The organism is Rhizobium sp. H4, assembly GCF_003013335.1.
Taxonomy (GTDB): domain Bacteria; phylum Pseudomonadota; class Alphaproteobacteria; order Rhizobiales; family Rhizobiaceae; genus Rhizobium; species Rhizobium sophoriradicis.
Map to the genome: position 1 here is coordinate 1 of NZ_PSOW01000020.1, position 25,677 is coordinate 25,677.

Here is a 25,677-nt window from a genome sequence, read left to right on the forward strand (position 1 = left end):
GACCAATCTCATCCCCGGTTCAAGCCAAGGGGCCTGCGGTCCCGGCCGTCCGCACTCCGGCGGATGGCCATCCGCCGGAGTGCGCACCGATCATCCAACAATCAGCGCAAATTGAACATGCAAGGGGCGGATACGGTTCGCTACCTATTGAACAACCCGCCCACCCCGACACTGGCATTATCTCCGCCGTGGCGTTATCAAACAGGCATGCAAAACAGGATTCTCGTCAGCGCCTGTCTTATGGGCCACGCCGTCCGCTATGACGGGCGGGCGAAGCCGTTGCTTCATCCCGCGATCGAGCGCTGGCGCGCCGAGGGGCGGCTGGTGACGATCTGTCCGGAAATGTCGGCGGGCATGCCGGTGCCGCGGCCGCCGGCGGAGATCGCCGGCGCGGCAACGGGCGAAGAGGTGCTGGCCGGCACAGCTCGGGTCGTCGAGCTGACCGGCGGCGATGTGACGGCAGAGTTTCTGCAGGCGGCGGAAAATGCCGTGGCGCTCGCACGGCAAACCGGCTGCCGCTATGCCCTGCTCATCGACGGCAGCCCGTCCTGTGGCTCGGACTTCATCTATGACGGCAGTTTTTCCGGCCGTAAGCAGGCCGGCAATGGCGTGACGGCCGCCGCGCTGAAGGCGGCCGGTATCGAGGTCTTTTCCGATCGCGAAATCGAGCGACTGGTCGAGCTCGTTTCCGAGTGATCATCCAAAAAGGCACGGCCGCCGGAAACCTGACGGCCGCTAAGGCTTTGCTGATGAAAAAACCCGGTCGCCCGCGCGCGGTTCAGGCGGCGCGGCGGCCCTGATGCATTGTCGGGGCAGCGCTTTGGTCATTGACCCGGAAGCCGCGAATCAGGTCGATCAGTTCGTCGGTGTCGCTGGCGAGCGTCTCGGCCGAGGCCGTGGTCTCTTCGGCCATGGCGGCATTCTGCTGGGTGGCGGCGTCGAGCTGGTTCATCGACGAGGAGATCGAGCGCAGCGTCGTGTCCTGTTCGGAGGCGCTGTGGGCGATCTTGGCCACAATCTCGTTGGCCGCCTTGACCTGGTCGGAGATGCGTTTCAGCGCCGCGCCTGCCTCGCCGACCAGCCGGACGCCATGGTCGACCTGGCTGGAGGAGCGGGCGATCTGGTCCTTGATCTCCTTTGCCGCGGCGGCCGAGCGCTGGGCGAGCTCGCGCACTTCCTGGGCTACGACCGCAAACCCCTTGCCGCTTTCACCGGCACGAGCGGCCTCGACGCCGGCATTCAGCGCCAGCAGGTTGGTCTGGAAGGCGATCTCGTCGATGACGCCAATAATCTTGGTGATCTCCGACGATGACTTCTCAATCCCGCTCATCGCCTCGATCGCCTGGCCGACGATCGCATCGCTATGGGTGGCCTCGGTGCTGACGGCGTGGACGCGCTTGCTTGCCTCATGAGCGCCATCGGCCGTCTGGCGGACGGCGACGGTGAGCTCGTCGAGGGCGGCAGACGTCTCTTCCAGGCTGGCGGCCTGGCGCTCGGTGCGCTGCGACAGCTCGTTGGAGGCGCGGCGGATCTCTTCCTTGCTCGTGCCGATATCCACGCCCTTGGCGCTGACCTTGGCCATGGCGGCTTCGAGATGCGACAGCGCATCGTTAAAATTGTCGCGAAGGGCGGCGTATTTCTGGCCAAGTTCGGCGCAGCGGACGGTGAGATCGCCGCGGGCGATCAGTTCCAGAGCCTGGCCGATCGTCGTCACCACGCGGGCCTGGAGGGCCGCCTCGTCCTGCTGCTGGCGAAGGTTGTTTTCGCGCTCGTTTTCGAGCGCCAGCTGCTGGGCCGCCTCGCGATCCGACATCTGATGGCGCTCCCTGATCTTTTCCTGCAGCGACAACGTCGCCTTGGCCATCATGCCGACTTCATTGTTCATGGCGGTGTGCGGAATGGCGATGGAAACGTCCTCCTCGGCCACTGCCTTCAGGGCGGCATGGACGTTGTTGAGGGGGCCGGAAATGCCGCGGATGACGATGTAGGCGGCCGTCATGGCAAGAAAGAACAGAACGATACTGCCGGTCAATGCGGTCAGGATCGTGCTGTTTATCTGAGCATCGAGATCATCCATGTAGACGCCGGTGACGACGACGACCTTCCAGGGTTCGAAGGCCTGTCCATAGGCCGTCTTGCGGAAATCACCGGCGGGCTGGCCCGGTTTGCTGGTGGAATAAAATTCGACGAGACCGCCGCCTTGCTGCCCGAGCTTCACCAACTCTTCGCGATAGAGCTTGCCCTTGCTGTCCGGCTGGCCCTTCAGGTTCTGCCCGACTTTCGCGGCGTCGTAGTGGAACATCATCTTGACGTCGTAGCTATAACCGAAAAAATAGCCGTCCGGGTCGTATTTCATGCCGTTGACGGTGGTGTAGGCCTGCTTCTGGGCGTCTTCCAGAGTCATCTCGCCTGCCGTCACCTTGGCATGGTAGAGCTTGAGAATGGAGATCGCCGACTGAACCTCGGCGCGGAGCATGTCGTAACGCTCCTTGTATATCGCATCGACCGAGGAGCGGATCTGCAGCGACGTGGCGACCGCGAAGGCGATCATCAGTCCGGCGACCAGCACTATGAGCTGTTTGGATATTTTCAGATTTTTCATGACGCCTCGCAACGGGAATGGTGGGATTCATTCCGGTGCGGTCTTCTACCGCCTGTGCGAGCGCGCCAAACAAGACGACGCGTCTACCGCTGCTAAAAACAACATGCTGCGACCGGGTAAGTAACCATTAATGCTCACCCCATAAGAAATCTTTAATTTAGCTGTTCTCGATAGGGTTTTCCCTAAAAATCCAGGGGTAAAATTGCATTCGATTTTACCTGCCGTCAAAACATGAATGCACCCTCGCTGCTCATCGAGGGTGCATTCGGTCCACCGGTGGTGGAACCCCAAACGATCGAAACCTTGATCAGGCGGGGCAGGGAACTTTGTCTTCAAGCCGGACGCAAAACGGGAATTGTTTCAGAAACGCAGCTTGAAATCGGAAACGTTGAGGGCCGGTTGTTCCGCCATGCCGGCGGCAACAGGCTTGGCGTCGCCGCCGATGACGGCCGCAGTCGTCGCATTCATATCGACGCCTTCGGCAGGCGGAGCCGGCGGCGCGGCGGCCATCATCGCTTCCGGGGTCGCCTTGCTGACGAAGACCACGGGCGAGCCGCCCATCCAGCTTTCGGTGCGATAGATCTTCTTTTCGCCGCCGACATCGCGAATCTCGGTCGCCTGCACGGCGCCGGGCTTAAGCTCCGGCACCGTGTAATCCTTTTTGGTAACCTCCGCCTGCAGCGGCGGGCAGTCGGCGCAGCTTTCGGTGACGATGCTGCCCTCGGCAGCGCGCGGCGCAGCCTGGCCGATCACCTCGATCGAGGAGGCCATTGCCGAACCCGCCATCAGCAGGATTGCCGCACCGAGGAAAATCTGACGCATGAAGGCTGCTCCGTCTCACTATGACAGCGGTATAACGCAGCTTTGTTTCCATCCCGTCAGGGGAAAGGGTAAAAATTTAACGAAGGCGCCGGTTTATACGTGATATCAGGCCTTTTCCCGCTCGATCGCCCGCCAGCCGATGTCGCGGCGGCAGAAGCCGTTATCCCAGCGGACCTTGTCGAGCAGGGCGTAGGCGCGTGTGCTCGCTTCGGCGACCGTGCCGCCGGTCGCGGTGACGTTCAGCACGCGGCCGCCGGTTGCCACCAGTGCACCGTCCTTCAGGCCCGTGCCGGCATGAAACACTTTCTCGCCGTCGGCTGCCTCGGGCAGCGCCAGGATCGGCGTGTTCTTCTCGTAAGCGCCGGGATAGCCCTTCGAGGCCATGACCACGGTCAGGGCCGGATCGTTGCTCCATTCGGCTCTGACCTGATCAAGCGTGCCGTTGGCGGTGGCGAGCAGCAGCGGCAGCAGATCGCTCTTCAGCCGCATCATCAGCACCTGGCATTCCGGATCACCGAAACGGACATTGTATTCGATGAGCTCCGGTCCCTTGTCGGTGATCATCAATCCGGCAAAGAACACGCCGGAGAAGGGATGACCACTCTCGGCCATGCCGCGCATCGTCGGCTCGATGATCTCCTTCATGGTGCGCTCGACCATTTCGGTGGTCATCACGGGTGCCGGCGAATAGGCGCCCATGCCGCCGGTATTGATGCCGGTATCGCCCTCGCCCACCCGCTTGTGATCCTGGGCGGTAGCAAGCGGCAGAGCGTTCTTGCCGTCGCAGAGGCAGAAGAAGCTTGCCTCCTCGCCATCGAGATAGGCTTCGACGACGACTTCGGCGCCGGCAGCACCAAAAGCGCCCTCGAAACAGTCGTCGACGGCAGCAAATGCCTCGTCCAGGGTCATCGCAACAGTCACACCCTTGCCGGCGGCCAGACCGTCTGCCTTGACGACGATCGGCGCGCCCTGAGCGCGGATATAGGCTTTGGCCTTCGGCGCATTGTTGAAGCGCTGATAGGCTCCGGTGGGGATGCCGTAGCGGGCGCAAATATCCTTGGTGAAGCCCTTGGAGCCTTCGAGCTGGGCGGCGGCGGCGGAGGGACCGAAGACCGCCAGTCCATCGGCGCGCAGCCGGTCGGCGAGGCCGGCAACGAGCGGCGCTTCTGGCCCGACGACGACGAAATCGATCGCCTTCTCCCTGCAGAAGGCAGCCACAGCTTCATGATCCTCGACATCGACCGGCACGAGGACAGCGTGTTCGCCGATGCCGGGATTGCCGGGGGCGGCGTAGAACTCGCTCATCAACGGCGATTGCGCCAGCTTCCAGGCGAGCGCGTGCTCGCGTCCGCCCGATCCGATCAACAGAACCTTCATGCGCGACCCCTTTCCTGTTCCGTCAGGCGGTTAAGGGCCAAGGGCGGAAAGGTCAAGCGAGAAAGCTTACCAGCCGCCGCCACCCCCGCCTCCGCCACCGCCGCCGGAGAAGCCGCCGCCGGAGAAGCCGCCGCCGGAGAAGCCGCCACTGGAAAAACCGGAGGATGAACTCGACGGCGGCGAGGGTATCGTCGAAGCAATGGTCGAGGCCATCGACGAGGAGAAGCCGCCGACGTGGTCGGAGAAGCTGCCGCTGTCGAAATCGCCGGAGTACCAGGACGGATCATAGGCCGCGGCCGCGCCGGCGGCAGCGGCCGCAAGCCAGGTCTCAAAAGTGCGCGACCACGGTTTTTCGACGCCCAAAGCCACGGCGTAGGGCAGCAGCGTCTCGAAATGCTGCGGCGACATTTCAGGCGCGCCCGCCATGTTCATGCGGTCCTTCTCGGCAAGCGTCAGATATTGCCGCAGGCCGTCAATGCCGTCCATCATCCTGGCGCCGAGCGGGGTCGGCGCGCCCATAATGAAGAAATAGAGGATGTTGAGCAGCACGATGCCGCCGATCGCAAAGAGCATCGGAGTCTCGTGCAACTCCACGAGCGACGAGGCAAAGGAGAGTACGCTGAGCAGAAGGATGCTGACCCCGGCGAAAACAATAATTGATGTCACCACGAGTGCGACGATCCTGCCGAACAGCGACCTGCCGCGATAAAGCGGCCGGGTGAACCTGGCGACGAAGACGGCAATGAAGGCCGAGATGGCGACCGGAATCAGCATCAGCACGACCGTATCGGGCTCCAGCGACCCGATAATGAACGGCGCCGCCAGGAAGACGGCACTGAGCGCGATGCCGCCGATAGTGTAGCCGATGTTGGAATTGTAATATTTGCCGCGGTGCTCTTTCTCGATCGCCGAGCGGAAGGCTTGACCCACCGATTTCACATGTTCGCCATTGGCCTTGTCGATCGTCAGAGTCCTGCCTGCGGCGCCGGCGGCTTTCAGGAGCTCGGTCTCGCCGGCCTGCAATTTTTGCCTGTCGAGCGGTCTGCCGGTGCTGCGTATGGTGATCGAGTTCTTGAGATCTTCGAGCTTGACGTAACCGCGGACAGCCAGATCGAGGGCGGTTGCGGCAAGCGCGGTCCAGCCCCCACCGGAGAAGCCCTTGTTGTCGATATAGTTGACCAAGGCCGGCGAGATGCCCTCCGGCGCATCCCAGCGCGGCACGACGACACCGCGGGCGGGATCGCGGCCGACCTTCAGCCATGATCTCGCATAATAGGCGAAAACCAGGGTCAGGCCGCCGAAGCCGATGAAATAATCGCGGTTATCCTTCAGCCACCATGTGCTCTCCATATCCTTGCTCGGCGGATCGATCGACCCTTTCGGCATGCGGATCGCGAAAGTCAGGCCGTCACTGGGATTGAGCGGCGCGGTGGTGGAAAAAACGAGGCCGGCTGCGGTTTGGCTGACGCGGGCATTCTTTTCCGTGGCGCCCTTCGGGCCGGTGAAAAAAGTCGTCCCGGTGGCTGCGACACCTGGCGGCAGCTTCACCGTCGCGGTGACCGAGCGGATCGGGAAGAGCCAGCCATTGCCGGTGACATTCCAGTAGAGTTCGTCATGATCGTCGAAATAACGGATCTGGCGATTGGTCCTGTAGGTGAAGACGTAGCGGCGAAGGCCCGGGCTCACGGTCAACTCGGCCATGCCCGTATAGATGCGGATGCCACCTGTTATCTTTTCCGTGTGCCAGGGCTCATCCTTACCGTCACGCTTAACCGAGACGACATCGAAGTCGACGCTGCGGCGACGGCCGCCGGCGTTGGTGAAATAGAGCGGGAAGTCACGGAAGATGCCGTGCTTGATCCGATAGCCCTCGGCATTGACGGTGACAGTTTCCGTCACCGTCATCGCACCGCTTCTTTCGAGCGCAATGTCGGAAACGAAACTGTCGATCAGCTCCGTGGCAAAGGCCGCCGGGGCGGCCACCAACAAGATGAGCGCCAAACAAATACCGAAAAACCGACGCCCCATTCCCATCCCCCCGGCCGGCAGCCTCGGCTGCGCTTTCCGTCAATCCTTGTCCCGATATGCCACGCCGAGTGCGGCGAGCGTGCGCCAATAGGCGGGGAAGGTCTTGCCGACACAATCGGGATCGAGAATGGTGATGCCATCGATCTTGAGGCCGGCGAGCGCAAAGCTCATCGCAATACGGTGATCGGCGAAAGTGTCGATCTCGGCCGGCAGCGTCTGACCGGCGAGAGCAGGATCGGAATGGACGACCAGATCGTCACCCTCCTCAACGGCCAGGCCTTCGCGAATATTGTTGAGCCCCGTAGACAGGGCGCGGATACGGTCGCATTCCTTGACGCGCAGATTGGCGATGCCGACGAAGCGGACCGGCGTCTCGTTGAAGGCGGCAAGCACGGCAATCGTCGGAACGGCATCCTGCATTTGCGAACCATCGATTACAGCCGGCAGGTGCGGGAACCTGGCGATCGTCTCGTAGGCCTTGGCATCCGGCTGGGTGAAGGCATCGTTCGGCACGCCGAGATCGATCTTGCCGTCGCTCAGAACTTCAGCCGCCCAGAGATAGGTCGCAGCGGACGCATCCGGCTCGATGACGAAATCGGCGGCGCGGTAGCCGGTCGGCTCGACGCGCCAGGTGACAGGGCTGGTCTTTTCGACCTTGGCGCCGAAGGCCTGCATCGCCGCCGTGGTGAGATCGATATAGCCAAGCGCGCCGATGTCCTCGCCCACCAGTTCGATGTCGACCGGACGGTCGCCGCCGGCCGCCATCATCAGCAGCGCCGAAACATATTGGCTGGACAGCCCGCCATCGATCAGGATGCGGTCGGCCTCGAAGCGGCCGGTGCCCCGGACGGTGACCGGCGGGCAGCCGGTTTCGGCGCTCACATCGATGCCGAGCGTGCGCATCGCCTCGACCAGCGGGCCGATCGGGCGCTTGCGCATGTGTTCGTCGCCATCCACGATGACGGTGCCGTCGACCAGGGCGGCGGCGGCCGTCAGGAAGCGTGTCGCGGTGCCGGCATTGCCGAGGAAGAGCGGCGCCTTCGGCGGCGCGAGCCTGCCGCTGCCGGTGACGACGAAGGTGGTGTCGTCGGGCTCGTCGATCGCAACGCCCATGGCCCGCAGCGCATCGGCCATATAACGCGTGTCGTCGCTCTTCAGCGCGCCGGTCAGCCGGCTCGTGCCCTTGGCAAGGCCGGCGAGCAGCAGTGCGCGATTGGTGATCGACTTCGAACCCGGCGGCATGGCGCGGCCCGAAAGCGGCCCGGCAGGCGGGATGATCGTGAGTTTGGCTGTGCGTGTCATGTTGTTTCTTCCATGGAGCGGCCATTGCCGGCCGCAATCTGCCCTTGCTCTTAATCGCTTTCTGGCAAAGGCAAAATGCCGGACCGTCAGAATTTCACGCTGGGGACGGCACGATCGGACTCATTGGTGATTTCGAAATATTCCCGCTTGGCAAAACCGAACTGGCCGGCGACGAGATTGGAGGGGAAGCTTTCGACCTTGACGTTCAGATCGCGGGCCGCACCATTGTAATAACGCCGCGACATCTGCAGCTCGCCTTCCATGGTTTCCAGCGAATCCTGCAGCTCGGCAAAATTCTGGTTGGCCTTGAGGTCCGGATAGGCCTCGGCGAGCGCGATGACGCGCCCGAGCGCCTGGCCGAGCAGCCCTTCCACCTGCGCCCTGCCGGCGACATCGCCTGATGGCACGGCCTGCGCCTTGTTGCGGAGCGAAACCACCTCCTCGAGCGTCGACTTTTCGTGGGCGGCATAACCCTTGACCGTCTCGATCAGGTTCGGGATCAGATCGGCGCGGCGCTTCAGTTGCACATCGATGCCCGACCAGGCCTCTTGCGCCATCTGCCGGGAGCGAACCAGGCCGTTGTAGATGAAGACGATGTAAAGCGCGATCACAACGACAATAGCGAGTATGACATACATGCAGATGGGCTCCCGATTCGATGATCGCACGTTAGTGATTCGGCCGTGGAAAGTCATCTTGGCGAAACAATTCTCCAGCCGGTTTGGACGAGACTTTGATGGATACCCTGCTGACTAAGAGGTTATCAGCCAATCCGGAGCATAGGCATTCATCTTCTGGCTCTCTCGCCAGAGATTGAAGCGCTCGGTCCAGCGCTGCTCGACGTTGAGCGCGACTGCGAACGGCAGATAGTGCTCGTAGCATTCGACCGACATTGCGGGGCCGTTTATCTCGCCGCTGATATAACGATTCAAATCGAGGATGTTGTTGCGGATCTGCCGCTGCTTCGGCGTGGGCATGCGCAGCATCGCCAAAACCGCGATAATGCCGGCGATGTGCAGCAAGATCGCCGTCAGATATGGCCACTGTTCGCTGATCACCTCGGTCGTGCCGATATAGGAAAGCGCAGCAATCACAATCGCCGGAAGCCCCACAAACAAAAAAGTCGCCTGTTTGAACTGCTCGGAAGTGCCGGTGGCCACGGGAAACCGCTCCGGATGACGAAACATTGTTACAACGATCAAGAGAACCAACAATATCCCGCAGATGGCCGCGGAAAAGATCAAAAGGCCCGAAAAAGATGCGACGGCAATGCCGAGAGCCAAAATCGATGCTGCAGCCGCCAAGCTCCAGCGATCTTTGCCTCTGATTTTCTGATATTCCTCAGTGACTGTTCTGTGCAATTCATCTCTCACATCAGGCCGGGCATTTTTAACTCTGCGCCGATCGCCGGCAGATGGCTGCTTTGCAATGCCGCCGAATACCAAGCGCGTCGCAGCCGGAAGATCATACCATTTGGCGCGACCCGCCTTGCTCTTCCTTCGGTCTTGCTTTGCCAGTAAGTCCGAGGCCTCGGCATCCTCTCCCAGGCTGGAAATGCGCAGCGTTCGCTTGACCGCGAGATGGCAGACCGACGCCATGAAAGCCGCTTTTGCTGCATCTGCCTTCCAATTCCGGAACAGATAGGCCGCTAGAGCGGGGGATATGCTTTGCGTTATTTTGGTGTCGACAGTTATCAATGGTGCAGGCACAAGCCAGGACGGTCGAAATTTGAGGATAGCGACCAGAGCGACGATCAGCGGCCCTAAAATGCTAATGAAGGGGAGAAAATGATCGGAAAGCCACCATTGTACGCGCTGGCCGGTTGTTACAATCACAAACGTGCCTGCGGGATATTCGATCTCGATATCAGGCAGGACTCTATCCCCCTTGCCTGCTGCAATAGACACCAAGAGCTCATTCGGCGCGCTGCGCGTGACGTCATAGGCCGCCCGATCCTGTTGCGAAGGGCGTAACGTTCCGCCCGGCGGCAGCTTCAGGGTCAGCGTTTTTTTGGCTCCCTGGCCATGGACGCGGCCCATATAGGCCGGCAGGAAGAGAATCTCGCGATCGCCTTCCTGGCGAACCAGGCGTCCGAGCCAGTAAGCGATCTGGATCTTTGTAGGAACCTTGGGCAGATCTGCAGAGCAACTTTTGCAGTGCTCCATTCCTATATAAATCGAATAGCCCGGCACATTGTTTTCCATGGAAAAATATTCATCGAGTCCGCCGCGCCGAGCTGCGGCCAGTTGGAAATTGCGCCAGTGAACACCACCTGACGCATCCGTGAAACGTTGAGGGATATCAACGTAAACGCCGCCGTAATTTTCCGCCCTTTTGACCTCGATGTCGAAGAACTCCGACACAAAGGCAGTGCCGTCGGTGTAGACCTCAACCGTACTGTTTGCCGATTGGACAGTGAACTCTCGGTCGAAATTGCTGCACGAGGTCAGCGCGAGCAGCATGGCGCATAAGATCGGCCATGATAAAAGGCGCAACATACTGGCGACGGAATTTACATATGAAATTTTAAAGTAAAAAATATCGCTCTTCAAAAGAGATACCGAAGCTTACGTTGTCGCAACACCAGATGATAACGTAGCGATGGTTTGCGCAATACAAAAGAAGCCTGTCCCTGGAGCGCAGGACTTTTTTTGGATGTGCCTCGCTCGTCAAACACCGATATGCGCGAGAATTCGGGCCGCAGTCTGCTCCGGCGAAAAATCCGTCGCATCAATTTCGACTGTGTGTTCAGCCAGCCCGCGCAACAATCTATAGTTTGCCCGGAGCTGTTGCAGCTTCGCCGTATCCGTCAGCTTGAGCGCCTCGGACCGGCCCGGCGAGATGAGGCGCCTGGCATTCTCCTCCGGCGCGCAGTCGAGGAGAACCGCGACCAGATCCGCGCCTCTGGCGGCAGCCAGATCGAGATACCAGGAGAACATCGCACTATCATCCGCGTCGTCCGAAAGGGCATCGGTAAAGACGAAGCTTTCAGCCGGATCGGCGCGCGCAGCGTGGTCGAAAACCGCTCGGCGAATCTGCTCGCGCAGTGATGCATGCAGAGGGTTGCCGCGAGCGAAAAGAGCCTCTGCTGGATTTAGCAGCATGTGATTATCGATGAGCCGCGCGCCAAGCCCTTTCGCCAGCAAGCGACCGACCGTCAGCTTGCCGGTGCCTGGCCAGCCGTTGATGTGGACGATACGGCTGGCAGGCTTTTGCGTCACGCCGCCTCTTTCGACAGGTTGACGCCGCCGGCATCGGTCAGCAGGAAGGCTTCGCCGCAGGCTTTGGCGAGGGTGCGCACCCGCAGGATATAGCTCTGGCGCTCGGTCACCGAGATGACTCCGCGGGCATCGAGCAGGTTGAAGACGTGGCTGGCCTTGATGCACTGGTCGTAGGCCGGAAAGACGCATTTGTGCAGGCGCTGGTTGGCGCTGTCGTCGGGTGCGCCGGCGTCGAGCAGCGCCCGGCATTCCTTCTCGGCATCGACAAAGTGACGATGCAGCATTTCGGTATTGGCGAATTCGAAATTGTGCCGCGAATATTCCTGCTCGGCCTGCAGGAAGACGTCGCCATAGCTGATCTTCTCGTCGCCCTCGCGGCCGTTGAAGTTCAGGTCGTAGACATTGTCGACGCCCTGGACATACATGGCCAGGCGCTCGAGACCATAGGTCAGTTCGCCGGCGACGGGCGCGCATTCGATGCCGCAGACCTGCTGAAAATAGGTGAACTGCGAGACCTCCATGCCATCGCACCAGCATTCCCAGCCGAGGCCCCAGGCGCCGAGCGTCGGGCTTTCCCAATCATCCTCGACGAAGCGGATGTCGTGCAGCAGCGGATCGAGGCCGATTGCCGCGAGCGAGCCGAGATAGAGCTCCTGCAGGTTCGGTGGGTTCGGCTTCAGGATGACCTGGTATTGGTAATAATGCTGCAGGCGGTTCGGGTTTTCGCCATAGCGGCCGTCGGACGGGCGGCGGGAGGGCTGGACGTAAGCCGCCTTCCACGGCTTCGGCCCGAGGGCGCGCAGCGTCGTGGCCGGGTGGAAGGTGCCGGCGCCGACTTCCATGTCGTAGGGCTGCAGCACCGCGCAACCCTTGTCCGCCCAGTAATTATGCAGGGTCAGGATCAGCGCCTGGAAGGAACGCTTCGGGTTCATATGGTCTGGGATAGCTGACATCGACGGCACCGATTGCTTGGGGATTATCGGCGCGACAGGTGCCATGGAGGGCGGCAGGGGTCAAGGGTTTTGCAAGAGTGGGCCGGCCCGTATGGAGAGAGCCTGCCCCTCACCCTAACCCTCTCCCCGTTCTGACGGGGAGAGGGGACGTGCCCCGCGAGAGGTCGGTGGGGACGGAGAGGTCGCGGCTTGTCCCCTTCGCCCCGCAAGCGGGGAGAAGGTGCCGGCAGGCGGATGAGGGGCGGGAGAACCGAACCTTACTCTTCATCCTGTTTCAGCCGATATTCCCCGGTCACGGGATCCTTGACCAGCGTGCCGATCGCGCCGGTCTGGCGCTCCTTTTCGGCGCGGCGGGATTTTTCGGCGAGCCTGCGGGCGTCAGAGACGAAGCGGCGGTAGAGCCACCAGGCCGAAAATACCAGCACCAGGATGGTGATAAGCTGCGCCATGTCCCTCTCCTGCTCCTCCTAAAGCCCGAAGCGGCTCCACAATGCTCTCTCTTCGGCCGCTTCGACAAGCCCTGTCGCGAGGCCGGATGCAGCACCTTCGAGCGAGACCGGCGATATGCCGGGAATGCGGCGGCCGAGCAGGCCGCGGCTGGCGGTGACGAGCTCCAGCTTCGTCTTCTGGCCGTAGCGCCGCTTCAGCTCCTGGCGCATGTCGCCGAGGCCGTCGATGAGGCCGAGTTCGAGGCCGCGGGTGCCGCTCCAGAACAGGCCGGAAAACACCGTCGCATCGTCCGTCAGCTTGCCGGCGCGGCGCTCGCGCACCATCGAGATGAAGACCTGATGGATTTCGAGCTGCAGGCTCTTCAGATATTCGATGTCCTTTTCCTTTTCCGGCTGGAACGGATCGAGGATCACCTTGTTTTCGCCCGCCGTATAAACGCGGCGCTCGACGCCGATCTTCTTCAAGAGTTCAGGGAAGCCGAAACCGCCGGAGACGACGCCGATCGAGCCGACGATCGAGGTGGCGTCGGCGATGATCTCGTCGCCGGCCAGCGCGATCATGTAGCCGCCGGAGGCGGCGACATCCTCAACGAAGACCAGAACCTTCTTCTGCTTCTCGCGGGCGAGCTCGCGGATGCGGGTGAAGATCAGCCGCGACTGGACGGGCGAGCCGCCCGGCGAATTGATTGCTATGGCAACCGCCGGCGCCCCCTTCATGGCGAAGGCCTTTTCCAGCACCGGCGCGACATTGGCGAGATTGAGGGTCGGCCGGAACTGGCCGCCGCCGCTGATGATCGCCCCCTGCAGCCGGACGACCGGGATGGTGAGGCCATCCTTGCGGAACCGTTTCGGCAGCAGCTTTCTCAACAATCCGGCCATCTCTCATCCTTCGCTTCGGGTCGCACGATCGTCATTTCGCGATCGCATCCATGTATGCGTTGGAACGACAAACGCAATGGCCGCGTTCCTGAAAAACACCGGATTGGCTTTCTTGTTGCGAATGACTTGCATTATCATTCCGATTCGTCATAGTGCCCTCACGATAAAACAGGTTTGGAAATCGCATGGATGCCCTCAATTCCAATGTAAAAGGCGGCTGGCGGCACGAACGCGGCGAGGCGTCGCTGTCGGATGTCTACCGTAGCGTCGGAACCGGGCGACACAGCTCGAGGTGGCGCAGGGCTGCGGCCTTTGCCGGGCCGGGCTATATGGTCGCGGTCGGCTATATGGACCCCGGCAATTGGGCGACTTCGCTCGCCGGCGGCTCGAAATTCGGCTATGCGCTGCTGACCGTCGCACTGCTTTCCAACCTGATGGCGATCGTGCTGCAATCGCTCTGCGCCCGCCTGGCGATCGCCTCGGGCCGCGACCTGGCGCAGGCCTGCCGCGACGCCTATCCGAAATGGGTTTCGGTGCCGCTCTGGGCCTTTGCCGAAATTGCCATCATCGCCACCGACATCGCCGAGGTGATCGGCACGGCGATCGGCCTCAACCTGCTGATGGGCATTCCGCTCGAGCTCGGCGTTCTCATTACCGCGCTCGACGTCTTCGTGATCCTCTTCCTGCAGAAACTCGGTTTCCGCTGGGTCGAGGCCTTCATCATCGCGCTGCTCGGTGTCATCGCGCTCTGCTTCGGCGTGCAGATCCTGCTCGCGGACCCGCAATGGGGCGCCGTCATCACCGGCTTCTTCCCGACCACCGAGATCGTCACCAATCCGGAGATGCTTTATCTGGCGCTCGGCATTCTCGGTGCGACCGTCATGCCGCACAATCTCTATCTTCATTCCGGCATCGTGCAGACGCGGGCCTATGGCCATACGGTTCCCGAAAAGAAGGAGGCGCTGACCTATGCGACGATCGACTCGACGGTCGCGCTCTGTTTCGCGCTGCTGATCAACGCCTCGATCCTGATCCTGGCTGCAGCCGCCTTCAATGCGCATGGCAGGACCGACGTCGTCGAGCTCGGCGAAGCGCATTCGCTGTTGTCGCCGCTGCTCGGTCTCGCGATCGCGCCGACGCTGTTCGGCGTCGCGCTGCTCTGCTGCGGCCTCAACTCGACGGTGACGGCGACCCTTGCCGGCCAGATCGTCATGGAAGGTTTCCTCAAGATCCGGCTGAAACCCTGGGTGCGCCGGCTGATCACCCGCGCCATCGCCATCGTGCCGGCGGCGGTCGTCACCATCTGGTACGGCGACCAGGGCACGGCGGAGCTTCTGATCCTCACCCAGGTGGTGCTCAGCCTGCAGCTTTCCTTTGCCGTCTTCCCGCTCGTGATGTTCACCGCCAGCAAGGCCAAGATGGGCGAACTGGTGGCGCCGCGCTGGCTGAGCGGCATCTCCTATGTGATCGCGGTCGTGATCGCAGGGCTGAACGTCAAGCTGTTGCTCGACTTCGTCACCGGCTAGAACAGGATAATTTTAGGCCCGGTCGGCCCAAAATCTGAATCCTCTTCTAAATTAAAGAGTTAGAGCATGATGTCGTCCGAAAACCGCTCACACTTTTCGGCATCATGCTCTAGCTGCCGAGGATCGAAGCCTGGCATAGGCCGCCCTGCCATTGTTAAAATCATCGACGAGAGGGGAGAACTTGTGGCTCCCCTCCTCGTGCATGATGAGCGGCGCGCGCAGCGACAGCCGCGCCCGCGAGCCCTTGATAGCCGTCACCAGGATGCGCACGGCATTTTCACCGGGGCGCGGATGAATGGCTGTCATTTCGATGCCGCCGAAGCGCCGGCCGCAGCCGTCGATGATCTCCGCGATCGACTGGGGCCTGGCGATCAGCGACAATTGCCCGCCCGGGATCATGATGGCACCGGCCGTGCGGATCCAGCTTTCGAACAGGCCGTCGGTCATCGCATGGGCTTCGGCCTTCAGCGCATCGGGCGTGCGCCGGTCGCCGGCATCGTTGAAGGGCGGGTTCATGATGACGTGGTGGAAACTCTCATCGGTGAGGCCGGCATCGTTGCGCGCCTTTGCGGCCAGCGTCACGTCGGCCTCGACGACGCTGACGCGGCCGGCGAGATGGGCGTTGCCGGGCAGGAGCACGCTGCGGCGGGCATAATCGGCCATCTCAGCCGACCGCTCGAACAGCACCACCTCGGCCTCGGCAAGCCGCGAGGCGACGGCAAGGCCGGCCGCACCGGCGCCGGCGCCGAGATCGGCAACCCGGATAGGACGGTTATCGGCGACGAGTGCGGCCAGCAGCATCGCATCCATGCCGGCGCGGTGCCCCCTGCCCTGCGGTTGCACCAGGTGGAAGGCGCCGCGATGGAAGGCATCGATTGTTTGGGCAGGCTCGCCGGTCATCCCCGCTCACTTCCTGTCGCGCAATTCGCCGCCGAGACCGGCATCGATGAGGATGCGGCGGGCCTGATCGGCCATCTCCTCATCCACCAGCAGGCGGCGCGGCAGCATGCCGAGCGAGCCTTCCAGCACGCTCATGCCCTGATCGGCGATGAAGCAATGAATGCCGGCATCCTTCATCAAGCTCTCGGCATAGGAGAGCAGAACGGGGTCGTTGGCGCGGATAAGCTCATGCATTTGCCGTCATTTTCCTTCCAATTTCGCCCTGCGCGACAATTCACCTCTTGCCGCGTCCATCGCCCCTTTCTATTGTCAGCTGCAATGAATGAACAGGAGTCCGGGTCGTTGGGCGTGGTCATACCGCTTGAAGAAAGCAAAAACAAACTGGCATCCATAAAGCCGTTGGTCGATCTTACCAGGGCCGATATGGAGCGGGTGAACCAGCTCATTCTGGCCAAGGCCGGCTCCGACGTGCAGATGATCCCCGAAGTGGCCAACCATCTGATCTCGTCCGGCGGCAAGCGGCTGCGGCCGATGCTGACTCTTGCCGCCGCCTCGCTGTTCGACTACCGCGGCGAAAATCACGTCAAGCTCGCGACTTCGGTCGAGTTCATGCACACGGCGACACTGCTGCATGACGACGTCGTCGACGAAAGCGACCTGCGCCGCGGCAGATCGACGGCACGGATGATTTGGGGCAACCAGGCAAGCGTGCTGGTCGGCGATTTCCTGCTCGGCCAGGCGTTCCGCATGATGGTCGAAGTCGGCTCGCTCGACGCGCTCGACGTCTTGTCTTCCGCCGCTTGCGTGATCGCCGAAGGCGAGGTGCTGCAGCTTTCCGTCGCCAAGAACATGGAGACGACCGAGGACGATTACCTCTCCGTCATTCGCGCCAAAACGGCCGCCCTGTTTGCCGCCGCCGCCGAGGTCGGGCCAATCGTCGCCGAAGCCGGCCGGTCCGGTCGCAACGCACTGAAATCCTACGGCATGAATCTCGGGCTCGCCTTCCAGCTCGTCGACGACGCGCTCGATTACGGCGGCAAGGCCGCCGATCTCGGCAAGAATGTCGGTGACGATTTCCGCGAAGGCAAAATCACGCTGCCGGTCATCCTTGCCTATCGCCGCGGCACGCAGGACGAACGCGCCTTCTGGCGCGATGCGATCGAGGCCGGCAACAGCACAGACGCCAACCTCGAAAAAGCGCTGGGGCTGATCACCAAATATGGCACGCTCAGCGACACGATCGGTCGGGCGGTCCATTACGGCACGATCGCCCGCGACGCGCTGGCGCCGCTTCCCGATACGATGTGGAAATCTGCCCTGATGGAAGTGATCGACTTCTGCATCGAGCGCGTCAACTGATCACACATCCTCGATCGCAGCCTGATTTTCTTGCGGCGCCGCTTCAAAAAAGCCATCCTGTTATGAATCAGTGATCGCAACTGATTTGCGGCCGGCCTTATGGCCGGACGCTCTCGAAGAAAGGTTTCCTTATGCGGCAGAGAATTGCCATCCGTCTTCTTACGAGCGCAGCATTGGCGGCTGTTCTTTCGCTCGGCGTCGTCGCCGGCGTGAATGCCGAGGATGCGGCCAAGACGGCGGGCGATGCCGGCAACACCGAGACCTTCAATGCCGATAGCGTCACCACCTTCTCCGGTGCCTTCCTCGCCGCACGCACGGCCGATGTCGATCACGATTATGAAACGGCGATCGCACTCTACAAGAAGGCGCTTGCGATCGAGCCCGGCAATCCGGAGATTCGCCAGCGGCTGATGATCTCACTGCTGCTCAACGGCGACATCAAGGAAGGCGTCAAATATGCCAACGACCTGAAGGGCGATCCCTCGGTCGAGCGCATCACCACGATCGTGCGCGGCATGGATGCCGTGCGCCGCGATGACTACAAGAGCGCCGAAGCTATCCTGAAATACAAGGGTCCGAACGATCTCGACCGGATGATGAACGATCTGTTGCTCGCCTGGGCTCGCGTCGGCGCCGGCCGCGGCAAGGAAGCACTCACCATGGTCGAGAAGATGAAGGGGCCGGACTGGTTCCGCATCTTCCAGAATTACAATGCCGGCGCGATCGCCATTGCCACCGGCGACGTGAAATCCGCCCGAAAGCATCTGAACGACGCCGTGCTCGACAAGGAGGGCGGTGCGACCGCGCCCGATACCTTCATGCGGGCTGTCATGGCGCTTGCCCGCCTCGAAGCAACACAGGGCAACAAGCAGAAGGCGCTCGACGCCGTTTCCGTCGGCGACAACCTGCTGCCGAATTACGCGCCGCTGAACGCGCTGCGCGACAGTATCGAGAAGGGCGAGAAGCAGGAACAGCAGGTCAAGACCGCCGCAGAAGGGGCCGCCGGCGTGCTGTTCTCGGTCGGCGGCGCGCTGAATCGCGACGGCGCCGAGGATATCGTTTCGCTCTACCTGCAGACGGCCAAAGCGCTCGACCCGAACAGCGCCGATACGCTGGTGCTGCTCGGCGGCATCGCCGAGAAACAGAACCAGATGGACCGCGCCATCGCGCTCTACAAGAAGGTGCCGGAGAATTCACCGATGCGGCGCATCTCCGAGCTTCAGCTCGGCCTTGCCCTTGCCCAGGGCGGCAAGGTGGACGAGGCGCGCAAGCACCTGCAGGCGCTGATCGCCTCCGACCCGAAGGACATCCGCAGCTACCTCGCCTATGGCAGCGTGCTCTCCGACGCCAAGGACTACGAGGCGATGGCCGCCAATTACGACAAGGCCGTCCAAGTGATCGGCCCGATTCCCGGCCGCGCCAACTGGAGCGTTTTCTTCCAGCGCGGCATCGCCTATGAGCGGCTGAAGAAGTGGGACCAGGCGGAGCCGAATTTCCGCAAGGCGCTGGAGCTCAATCCCGATCAGCCGCAGGTGCTGAACTATCTCGGCTATTCCTGGATCGACATGAACCGGAACCTCGACGAAGGCCTCGGCATGATCAAGAAGGCCGTCGAGCTTCGCCCCGACGATGGCTACATCATCGATTCGCTCGGCTGGGCCTATTTCCGCCTCAACCGCTTCGACGATGCCGTCGACGAGCTGGAGCGGGCCGCACAGATCAAGGCCGGCGACGCGACGATCAACGACCATCTCGGCGACGCCTACTGGCGCGTCGGCCGCAAGCTCGAGGCCGTCTATCAGTGGAACCGGGCGCTAGCCTCCGAGCCGGAAGCCGCCGAAATTCCGAAGATCAAGGACAAGGTCGCCAACGGCCTGCCTCCTGCGAGCGACGATGCCAAGGCGGCCGACAAGAAGCAGCCGGATCCGGCGCCCGTCACCCCGCCGCCGGTCGACAAGAAATCCTGACGGGCGCGGAGCATGCCTGAAGAGGGCTTGGCCGAGGCTTTCGGCGTCACCGAAATGGCGCGCGCGAAGATCAATCTCGCTTTGCATGTGACCGGCCAGCGAGCAGATGGCTATCATCTGCTCGACATGCTGGTGACTTTCGCCGATTGCGGCGACCGGCTGGGCTTTCTGCCTGCGCAGGCCGACGCTTTCACGCTGTCGGGCCCTTTCGGCGAGACGCTTGCCGGCGACGGCACCAACCTGGTGCTGCGGACACGCGATCTCCTGCGCGAGCAGCTCGGTGCCCTCGCCTTTCCTGTGCATATTCACCTTCAAAAGAACCTGCCGATCGCTTCCGGCATCGGCGGCGGCTCGGCCGATGCGGCCGCGACGTTGCGCGGGCTGATGCGGCTCTGGGGCATGGACTTGCCGGTGGAGACCCTTGCCAGCCTTGCGCTGAAGCTCGGCGCCGATGTGCCGATGTGCCTTGAGAGCCGACCGCTGATTGCCCGTGGGATCGGCGAAAGAATCGAAGTCGTGCCTGATCTGCCGGCCTTTGCCATGGTGCTCGCCAATCCCCTGAAGGGCGTATCGACGCCCGAGGTCTTCCGCCGGCTGGCGGGCAAGAACAATCCGGCTCTGCATCTCGCCCGCGGTCTGTCCGGGACTGACGGCTGGCTTACGGCGATCGGCGCGGCCCGCAACGATCTGGAACCGCCGGCGCGCGAACTGGTGCCGGAGATTACCGTGATCTCGCAGATGCTGCAGGCCCAGGGCGCGCTCATCACCCGCATGTCCGGCTCCGGCGCCACCTGTTTCGGGATCTTTTCGACAATGGCGGCTGCGCAAGAGGCGGCTGCAGCTCTTCACGGCGATCGGCCCGACTGGTATGTCCAGGCGACGGAAACGGTTTCGGGAGGCATGTAATGGCAGGTCTGGACGAAAAGCGGCCGTTTATCGCCGTCGGCATCGCTGTCCTCACGGTCTCGGATAGCCGCACGCCGGAAACCGACAAATCCGGCGACACGCTGGCGGCGCGGATCACCGAAGCGGGGCACCGGCTGGTCGACCGGGCGATCGTGCCTGACGACCGGGACAAAATCGCCGCGCAGGTCAAGGCCTGGACCGAACGGGACGACATCGATGTCGTCATCACCTCAGGCGGCACCGGCTTTACCGGTCGCGATGTGACGCCCGAGGCGCTGGAGCCCTTGTTCGAAAAGCGTATGGACGGCTTTTCCGCGGTCTTTCACCGCATTTCCTACGAGAAAATCGGCACGGCGACGATCCAGTCGCGCGCCACGGCGGGTGTCGCCAATGCCACCTTCATCTTCGCCCTGCCGGGCTCGCCCGGCGCCTGCCGGGATGCCTGGGACGGTATTCTGAAGGGGCAGCTCGACTACCGCAGCACGCCCTGCAACTTCGTCGAAATCATGCCGCGGCTCGACGAGCACCTGAAACGCGGCGCAACGAAGTAGACTGCCGGCAAAAGAGCGGACGGCTTTTATGTGGCAAGGCCAGGCAAGGCGGGCATCGAATCCCAGCTGTCCCCTGACAGCAGGATGCAGCTTATGCCGTGGACATCGGTGACGACGAGCGTCCAGGTTCCGCTTTTGGCAGCATAAACCTCAAGAACGGAGTTCTGGTTTATCAATCCGACTGCGGTGAGCTTTTCAGTGAAATTCCTATCAAGGAATTTGACGACGTCGGATCGGCCTGCGCAACTGAGCATCGTCTGCGACGCTGCCGAATGCGGATGCGCGATTATCAATGTCGGCAATATGACGGCCGCCAGGCCGTAAACCATACCGCGTACCACGACGCACCTCCTCTCGCCGGGAACCCGGCAGAAGAGGAGATTTTCGCTGACCTGTTCCGCCGTCCACCGGCATTCCATGGCCATCCGTTGCGAAGCGAGGCGTCTTCGGCGGCGCCATGGGAGGATTATAGCGCGAAAACTTATTGGGGGCTATCTTCTGCGCGATCGGTGGGAGAGTGCGATCGCCGCCGTCGTTCCTAGACTGGCCCCTCATCCGCCTGCCGGCACCTTCTCCCCGTAAACGGGGCGAAGGGGACATGTCGCAACCTCTCCGTTCCCCGCTGACGTCTCGCAGGGCACGTCCCCTCGCCCCGTTTTTACGGGGAGAGGGTTAGGGTGAGGGGCAGCTTCTGGTATGCTACCGCGCAGCGCGCGCCACCCAGGAAGGTATCAATTCACACGCGAGCTTGCGCGGCTTTTGACCCTTGACGAAGTCGGCAAGGCGCATGCCGCTCCTGGCCGCGGCCAGCGCCTTGCTCTTCGGCATCAGCAGACCAAGCTCCAGCGGCGGCGCAGCGCGGCCGATGCGCTCGAAAAACGGGCGCCGGTAACCGCGCGAGGCGGTGAAGCGGGCCGGCAGCTTGTTGAGCGCGATATATTCGGCAATCTCGTCGATCCAGCCGGCCTGCGGGCGTGCACCCGGTTCGACGAAAAGCAGCCAGTCGCCGCGGGCGGAACCGACGATGTCCTTGATATCCCACTGCGAATGAACCCGGCAGCCGGCGGCGTCGGCGACCCGCGAAGTGCCGTCGCGCGAACCGTGATCGAGCACCACCACATCGCTGATAAGACCCTCCACCGCACCCGCCACCAAGACCGATAAGGTCTGGGCCAGCTCGGATTCCTGATCCTGACATTCGAGAACAACCGTCAACATTGTCTAGTCATAATGCGCCGCACAAATTTTTGCCAGAGGCGTATTCAGTATTTTGTTCTTGCATTGTTCTCGTTTTGCCGATAGGAATTTAATCAGCAAAACGGGCGGAGGCGATCGCTTCCCGCCGCGGGAGAATCCGATGAGAGAGCAGTCCCTGGCAGGGCAGGCCGCATTCGCGCCTGCCAATACGGCAGATATTGCCGATGCGATGATCGTATCCTCCGGGCTGAGGGTCGAGGTCGACCGGCGCCGCGGGCGCGGGGCCGGGCTGAACCCGACCGGTCGCTTCGAGGCGCTGCAGCGCGAGACCTTTGACGACGGCTGGCAGACGCTGGAAGAGCTGCCGCCGTTCAAGACCGAGGTCCAGATCGAAAAGCCGCGCACGGCCATCACCCGCAACGAATCGCCCGACGTCGCTTTCGATCGCTCGATCAATCCCTATCGCGGCTGTGAGCATGGCTGCATCTATTGTTTCGCCCGGCCGACACACGCCTATATGGGACTTTCGGCGGGGCTCGATTTCGAAACCAAGCTGTTCGCCAAACCGGATGCGGCAAAGCTGCTGGAGCGGGAGCTCGCCAAGCCGGGCTACAAGGTGCGGGCGATCGCGATCGGCACCAATACCGACCCCTATCAGCCGGTCGAGAAGGAATGGCGCATCATGCGCGGCATTCTCGAGGTTTTGAACAAGGCGAACCATCCGGTTTCGATCGTCACCAAGTCAGCGATGATCCTCAGGGATCTCGACATTCTGCAGGAGATGGCGGCGAAGAACCTGGTGCGCGTCGGCATCTCCGTGACGACGCTCGACCGCAAGCTTGCCCGGACGATGGAGCCGCGCGCCGCCACGCCGCCGCGTCGGCTGGAGACCATTCACACGCTGTCGGAAGCGGGTATCCAAACGGCCGTGATGGCCGCCCCGCTGATCCCGGCGCTGAACGATCACGAGCTGGAGCGCATCCTCGAATCGGCCAACGCGGCCGGCGCCGTCGAGGCGAGCTATGTCATCCTGAGGCTGCCGCTCGAGGTCAGCCCGCTCTTCCGCGACTGGCTGCTGCAGCATTATCCCGATCGCTACCGGCATGTGATGTCGCTGGTGCGCTCAATGCGCGGCGGCAAGGATTACGATGCAGAATTCGGCAAGCGCATGAAGGGCGCCGGTCCCTATGCGTGGCAGATCGCCCGGCGCTTCGAAATGGCGGCGAGGCGTTTTGGCCTGACGCGACGCGGTATGCCGCTGCGCGACGACCTGTTCGTGCCGCCTGATGGCAGCGGCGTACAGCTGTCGCTGCTCTGATTTAAAGAATTTGCGCATCGGCCTTCGAAAAACCGCCCTGTTTTCGAGCCCCGAGCGCAATTCCAGCGGATGGCCCTGACCGCCACCATCCGCCGGACCGTCCCCGGCCCGCCGCCCTGATCCGGGGACTTGCGGGAAATCGGGTTGGCGTGCGAGGTTCAGCCGCATGAGACCTCGCACGCCACCCGATTCTCCCCTGCTTTTCGACACGGCTCCGCTCGTGCCGGATTTCCGCCTGGAGCTCAAAGCCCGCAAGGCCGGCCACTGGCCGGTTGCGGGCGCCGACGAGGCCGGCCGCGGGCCGCTTGCCGGGCCGGTCGTCGCCGCCGCCGTCATCCTCGATCCGAAGCGCATCCCCGAGGGCCTCAACGATTCCAAGCAGCTTTCGGCGCAGCGGCGCGAGGAATTGTTCGTGCAGATTCTCGCGACCGCGACCGTCTCGATCGCCTCTTCCAGCTCGACGCGCATCGACGAGACGGATATCCGCAAGGCAAGCCTCGACGCCATGCGCCGCGCCATCTGCAGCCTCGCCGTTCCTGCCAGCTACGTGCTGACCGACGGGCTCGACGTGCCGCCCGGCCTCGATTGCCCCGGGCAGGCCGTGGTCAAGGGCGATGCCCGCTCGGTCTCGATCGCCGCCGCCTCGATCGTCGCCAAGGTGACGCGCGACCGGATGATGGCGCGTGCCCACAATGTCTTTCCGGATTACGGCTTCGCCGCGCATGTCGGCTACGGCACGGCGCAGCACCGCGCCGGCATCGAGAAACACGGCCCCTGCTCCCTGCACCGAATGAGCTTCCGGCCGTTGCGCAAGGGCGAGGACGGACCCGAGACGGATGAGTTGATACCGGAATAGGTCGGCTCAAATAGAACGCCGTGAATTGTCGAGGGCTGCCCCTCATCCGCCTGCCGGCACCTTCTCCCCGCGCGCGGGGCGAAGGGGATATGCCGCACGCTCTCCGTCCCCCGCTCGCCTCTCGTGTGGCACGTCCCCTCTCCCCGTAAAACGGGGAGAGGGTTAGGGTGAGGGGCAGCCATACGCGCCAATCAAAACAACAGCATCACACACCCGGGATGGCTCCGAGAGAAGCGTCATAACAAGAAAAGGCCGGGACATGCCCGGCCTTTTCCCTCATTCCATTCGATACCGCTCAGTTGAGCCGCGTCTTGACCTGGCCAACGGCATTGCCGAAGAGTTCGGACTGGACCTTGCCATCCGCCTTCTTGGCGAGCACCGTTTCAGCGGCCGCGATCGCCAGATCGACGGCGGCGGAACGGACCGCCTTCATCGCTTCGGCCTCGGCCTGCAGTATCTTCTGCTCGGAGAGCGCCGTGCGATTGGCGACGAATTCTTCCGTCTTCTTCTTCGCTTCGGCAGTCAGCATCTCAGCTTCGCGCTCAGCGGCAGCAACGATGTGCGCCGCCTCGGCTTCCGCTTCCTTGCGCTTGCGCTGGTATTCGGCGAGCAGGTGCTGGGCCTCCTCGCGCAGACGCTTGGCTTCGGCCAGCTCGTTGCGGATCTGATCGGCGCGGTCGTCGAGCGAGCGCGCCATCATTCCGGGGACCTTCAGGTAGACAACCAGCGCCAGGAAAAGGACGAGGCCGACAAAGGCGAAGAAAGTCGCGTCAAGGTGAAATTCCATCGATCAAGCCTCCTTCTTGGCGGCCGCGACGGCAGCGGCGACATCAGCCTGGGCAGCATTGCCGCCAATCAGCTGTTCGACGACGGCAGCCGCCGTTTCCTCGGCAATGGTGCCAACATCGGCGAAAGCCTTCGCCTTGATGTCGGCGATGCGGACTTCGGCAGCCTTGATCTTTTCCGACAGGCTCGCCTCGACAGTGCGGCGTTCCTCTTCGGCCTTGGCCTTGGCGGCGTCGCGCGCGGCGGAGCCGATCGCATTCGACTTGGCGCGTGCTGCGGCCAATTCGCCTTCATAGGTCTGGACGGCGGCGTCGGCTTCCGCCTTCAGCCGGCCTGCTTCTTCCAGGTCCTGGGAGATGCGCGTGTGGCGCTGATCGAGGATGGCCCCGATGCGCGGCGCGATGACCTTTTGCATAAGGAGGTAGAAGACGCCGAACGTAATCACCAGCCACAGCAGCTGGGACGAGAAGGTCGTCGAATCGAAGGGCGGGAACGGGCCACGGGCGTGTTCGCCTTCGGCTACGCCGGTCTCGGTATGGACCTCGCCTGCGGCCGGAGCGCCATGCGCATCCGTGCCGGTCGCTGCCGCCGGTGCTTCTTCAGCGTAAGCCGGGGTCACAAAAAACATGCTCACCTCCAGGTGGACTGCAAATGCAAAGGATCACGGCTTGCGGTCGC

At 62.5% G+C, this 25,677-nt stretch carries 25 protein-coding genes; 8 read left to right on the forward strand and 17 right to left on the reverse strand.

The window, feature by feature from the left end; translation table 11 throughout:
• Positions 1–207: 207 nt before the first annotated feature.
• Positions 208–696 (forward strand): DUF523 domain-containing protein, encoded by a 489-nt coding sequence (locus C4N04_RS26135; protein ID WP_096771259.1) that lies wholly within the window; start codon positions 208–210, stop codon positions 694–696.
• Positions 697–778: 82 nt separating this feature from the next.
• Here the strand turns inward: C4N04_RS26135 and C4N04_RS26140 are convergent, their stop codons facing one another.
• The 11 genes from C4N04_RS26140 to C4N04_RS26190 all read right to left on the reverse strand — a co-directional run bounded on the left by C4N04_RS26140 (position 779) and on the right by C4N04_RS26190 (position 13,633).
• Positions 779–2,602 carry a methyl-accepting chemotaxis protein gene (locus tag C4N04_RS26140; protein ID WP_106797399.1) on the reverse strand — a complete coding sequence of 608 codons (1,824 nt, stop codon included), beginning with the start codon at positions 2,600–2,602 and terminating at the stop codon, positions 779–781.
• Between the two features lie 360 nt (positions 2,603–2,962).
• Positions 2,963–3,424: a plant virulence effector HPE1-like domain-containing protein gene (locus tag C4N04_RS26145; protein WP_096762619.1), complete on the reverse strand. Its 462-nt coding sequence runs from the start codon at positions 3,422–3,424 to the stop codon at positions 2,963–2,965.
• Between the two features lie 105 nt (positions 3,425–3,529).
• On the reverse strand, positions 3,530–4,801 hold the full coding sequence (gene purD / locus C4N04_RS26150) for a phosphoribosylamine--glycine ligase (protein WP_096771261.1): 1,272 nt from the start codon (positions 4,799–4,801) through the stop codon (positions 3,530–3,532).
• A 66-nt stretch (positions 4,802–4,867) separates the two neighbouring features.
• A complete protein-coding gene (locus C4N04_RS26155) occupies positions 4,868–6,829 on the reverse strand; it encodes a DUF2207 domain-containing protein (RefSeq protein ID WP_106797400.1) in 1,962 nt (653 codons plus the stop codon).
• Positions 6,830–6,868: 39 nt separating this feature from the next.
• Positions 6,869–8,131 carry a 3-phosphoshikimate 1-carboxyvinyltransferase gene (locus tag C4N04_RS26160; RefSeq protein WP_096762622.1) on the reverse strand — a complete coding sequence of 421 codons (1,263 nt, stop codon included), beginning with the start codon at positions 8,129–8,131 and terminating at the stop codon, positions 6,869–6,871.
• 86 nt (positions 8,132–8,217) lie between these two features.
• Positions 8,218–8,769, reverse strand: a complete 552-nt coding sequence (locus C4N04_RS26165) for a LemA family protein (protein ID WP_106797401.1) — start codon at positions 8,767–8,769, stop codon at positions 8,218–8,220.
• 114 nt (positions 8,770–8,883) lie between these two features.
• Entirely contained in the window at positions 8,884–10,629 is a 1,746-nt protein-coding gene (locus C4N04_RS26170) for a DUF2207 domain-containing protein (protein WP_106797402.1), read from the reverse strand.
• Between the two features lie 171 nt (positions 10,630–10,800).
• A complete protein-coding gene (locus C4N04_RS26175) occupies positions 10,801–11,352 on the reverse strand; it encodes an AAA family ATPase (protein ID WP_106797403.1) in 552 nt (183 codons plus the stop codon).
• Positions 11,349–12,305 (reverse strand): glycine--tRNA ligase subunit alpha, encoded by a 957-nt coding sequence (locus C4N04_RS26180; RefSeq protein WP_038687193.1) that lies wholly within the window; start codon positions 12,303–12,305, stop codon positions 11,349–11,351. The genes C4N04_RS26175 and C4N04_RS26180 overlap by 4 nt, the downstream gene beginning before the upstream one ends.
• A 257-nt stretch (positions 12,306–12,562) precedes the next feature.
• Positions 12,563–12,754 carry a hypothetical protein gene (locus C4N04_RS26185; protein ID WP_038687190.1) on the reverse strand — a complete coding sequence of 64 codons (192 nt, stop codon included), beginning with the start codon at positions 12,752–12,754 and terminating at the stop codon, positions 12,563–12,565.
• Positions 12,755–12,772: 18 nt separating this feature from the next.
• Positions 12,773–13,633: a S49 family peptidase gene (locus C4N04_RS26190; protein WP_038687187.1), complete on the reverse strand. Its 861-nt coding sequence runs from the start codon at positions 13,631–13,633 to the stop codon at positions 12,773–12,775.
• A gap of 185 nt (positions 13,634–13,818) precedes the next feature.
• On the opposite strand from C4N04_RS26190, the gene C4N04_RS26195 reads away from it, so the two are divergent.
• On the forward strand, positions 13,819–15,159 hold the full coding sequence (locus tag C4N04_RS26195; protein ID WP_106797404.1) for an Nramp family divalent metal transporter: 1,341 nt from the start codon (positions 13,819–13,821) through the stop codon (positions 15,157–15,159).
• A 102-nt stretch (positions 15,160–15,261) separates the two neighbouring features.
• On the opposite strand, the gene C4N04_RS26200 is transcribed toward C4N04_RS26195, so the two are convergent.
• Positions 15,262–16,059: a methyltransferase gene (locus C4N04_RS26200; protein WP_106797405.1), complete on the reverse strand. Its 798-nt coding sequence runs from the start codon at positions 16,057–16,059 to the stop codon at positions 15,262–15,264.
• A 6-nt stretch (positions 16,060–16,065) separates the two neighbouring features.
• On the reverse strand, positions 16,066–16,293 hold the full coding sequence (locus C4N04_RS26205; protein ID WP_004672609.1) for a DUF2007 domain-containing protein: 228 nt from the start codon (positions 16,291–16,293) through the stop codon (positions 16,066–16,068).
• 108 nt (positions 16,294–16,401) lie between these two features.
• On the opposite strand from C4N04_RS26205, the gene C4N04_RS26210 reads away from it, so the two are divergent.
• From C4N04_RS26210 to moaB, 4 genes are all read left to right on the forward strand, one after another.
• On the forward strand, positions 16,402–17,418 hold the full coding sequence (locus tag C4N04_RS26210; protein ID WP_106797406.1) for a polyprenyl synthetase family protein: 1,017 nt from the start codon (positions 16,402–16,404) through the stop codon (positions 17,416–17,418).
• 131 nt (positions 17,419–17,549) lie between these two features.
• The gene (locus tag C4N04_RS26215) at positions 17,550–19,385 is read left to right on the forward strand and encodes a tetratricopeptide repeat protein (protein ID WP_096762625.1); all 1,836 of its coding nucleotides are present in this window, start codon (positions 17,550–17,552) and stop codon (positions 19,383–19,385) included.
• 12 nt (positions 19,386–19,397) lie between these two features.
• Positions 19,398–20,291, forward strand: a complete 894-nt coding sequence (locus tag C4N04_RS26220; RefSeq protein ID WP_096762626.1) for a 4-(cytidine 5'-diphospho)-2-C-methyl-D-erythritol kinase — start codon at positions 19,398–19,400, stop codon at positions 20,289–20,291.
• Entirely contained in the window at positions 20,291–20,842 is a 552-nt protein-coding gene (gene moaB / locus C4N04_RS26225; RefSeq protein ID WP_038687175.1) for a molybdenum cofactor biosynthesis protein B, read from the forward strand. Before C4N04_RS26220 ends, moaB begins: the two co-directional genes overlap by 1 nt.
• A 26-nt stretch (positions 20,843–20,868) precedes the next feature.
• Here the strand turns inward: moaB and C4N04_RS26230 are convergent, their stop codons facing one another.
• Both C4N04_RS26230 and C4N04_RS26235 read right to left on the reverse strand, forming a co-directional pair.
• A complete protein-coding gene (locus C4N04_RS26230; RefSeq protein ID WP_038692270.1) occupies positions 20,869–21,183 on the reverse strand; it encodes a hypothetical protein in 315 nt (104 codons plus the stop codon).
• Positions 21,184–21,541: 358 nt separating this feature from the next.
• Positions 21,542–22,060 carry a glycosyl transferase gene (locus C4N04_RS26235; protein ID WP_106797407.1) on the reverse strand — a complete coding sequence of 173 codons (519 nt, stop codon included), beginning with the start codon at positions 22,058–22,060 and terminating at the stop codon, positions 21,542–21,544.
• A 139-nt stretch (positions 22,061–22,199) separates the two neighbouring features.
• On the opposite strand from C4N04_RS26235, the gene C4N04_RS26240 reads away from it, so the two are divergent.
• A complete protein-coding gene (locus C4N04_RS26240) occupies positions 22,200–23,357 on the forward strand; it encodes a PA0069 family radical SAM protein (RefSeq protein WP_106797408.1) in 1,158 nt (385 codons plus the stop codon).
• Between the two features lie 166 nt (positions 23,358–23,523).
• On the forward strand, positions 23,524–24,213 hold the full coding sequence (locus C4N04_RS26245) for a ribonuclease HII (protein WP_096762629.1): 690 nt from the start codon (positions 23,524–23,526) through the stop codon (positions 24,211–24,213).
• Positions 24,214–24,508: 295 nt separating this feature from the next.
• Here C4N04_RS26245 and C4N04_RS26250 read toward each other — a convergent pair whose 3' ends face one another.
• Positions 24,509–25,000 (reverse strand): F0F1 ATP synthase subunit B, encoded by a 492-nt coding sequence (locus C4N04_RS26250; protein WP_038687169.1) that lies wholly within the window; start codon positions 24,998–25,000, stop codon positions 24,509–24,511.
• 3 nt (positions 25,001–25,003) lie between these two features.
• On the reverse strand, positions 25,004–25,627 hold the full coding sequence (locus tag C4N04_RS26255; RefSeq protein ID WP_038687167.1) for a F0F1 ATP synthase subunit B: 624 nt from the start codon (positions 25,625–25,627) through the stop codon (positions 25,004–25,006).
• Positions 25,628–25,677 lie beyond the last annotated feature (50 nt).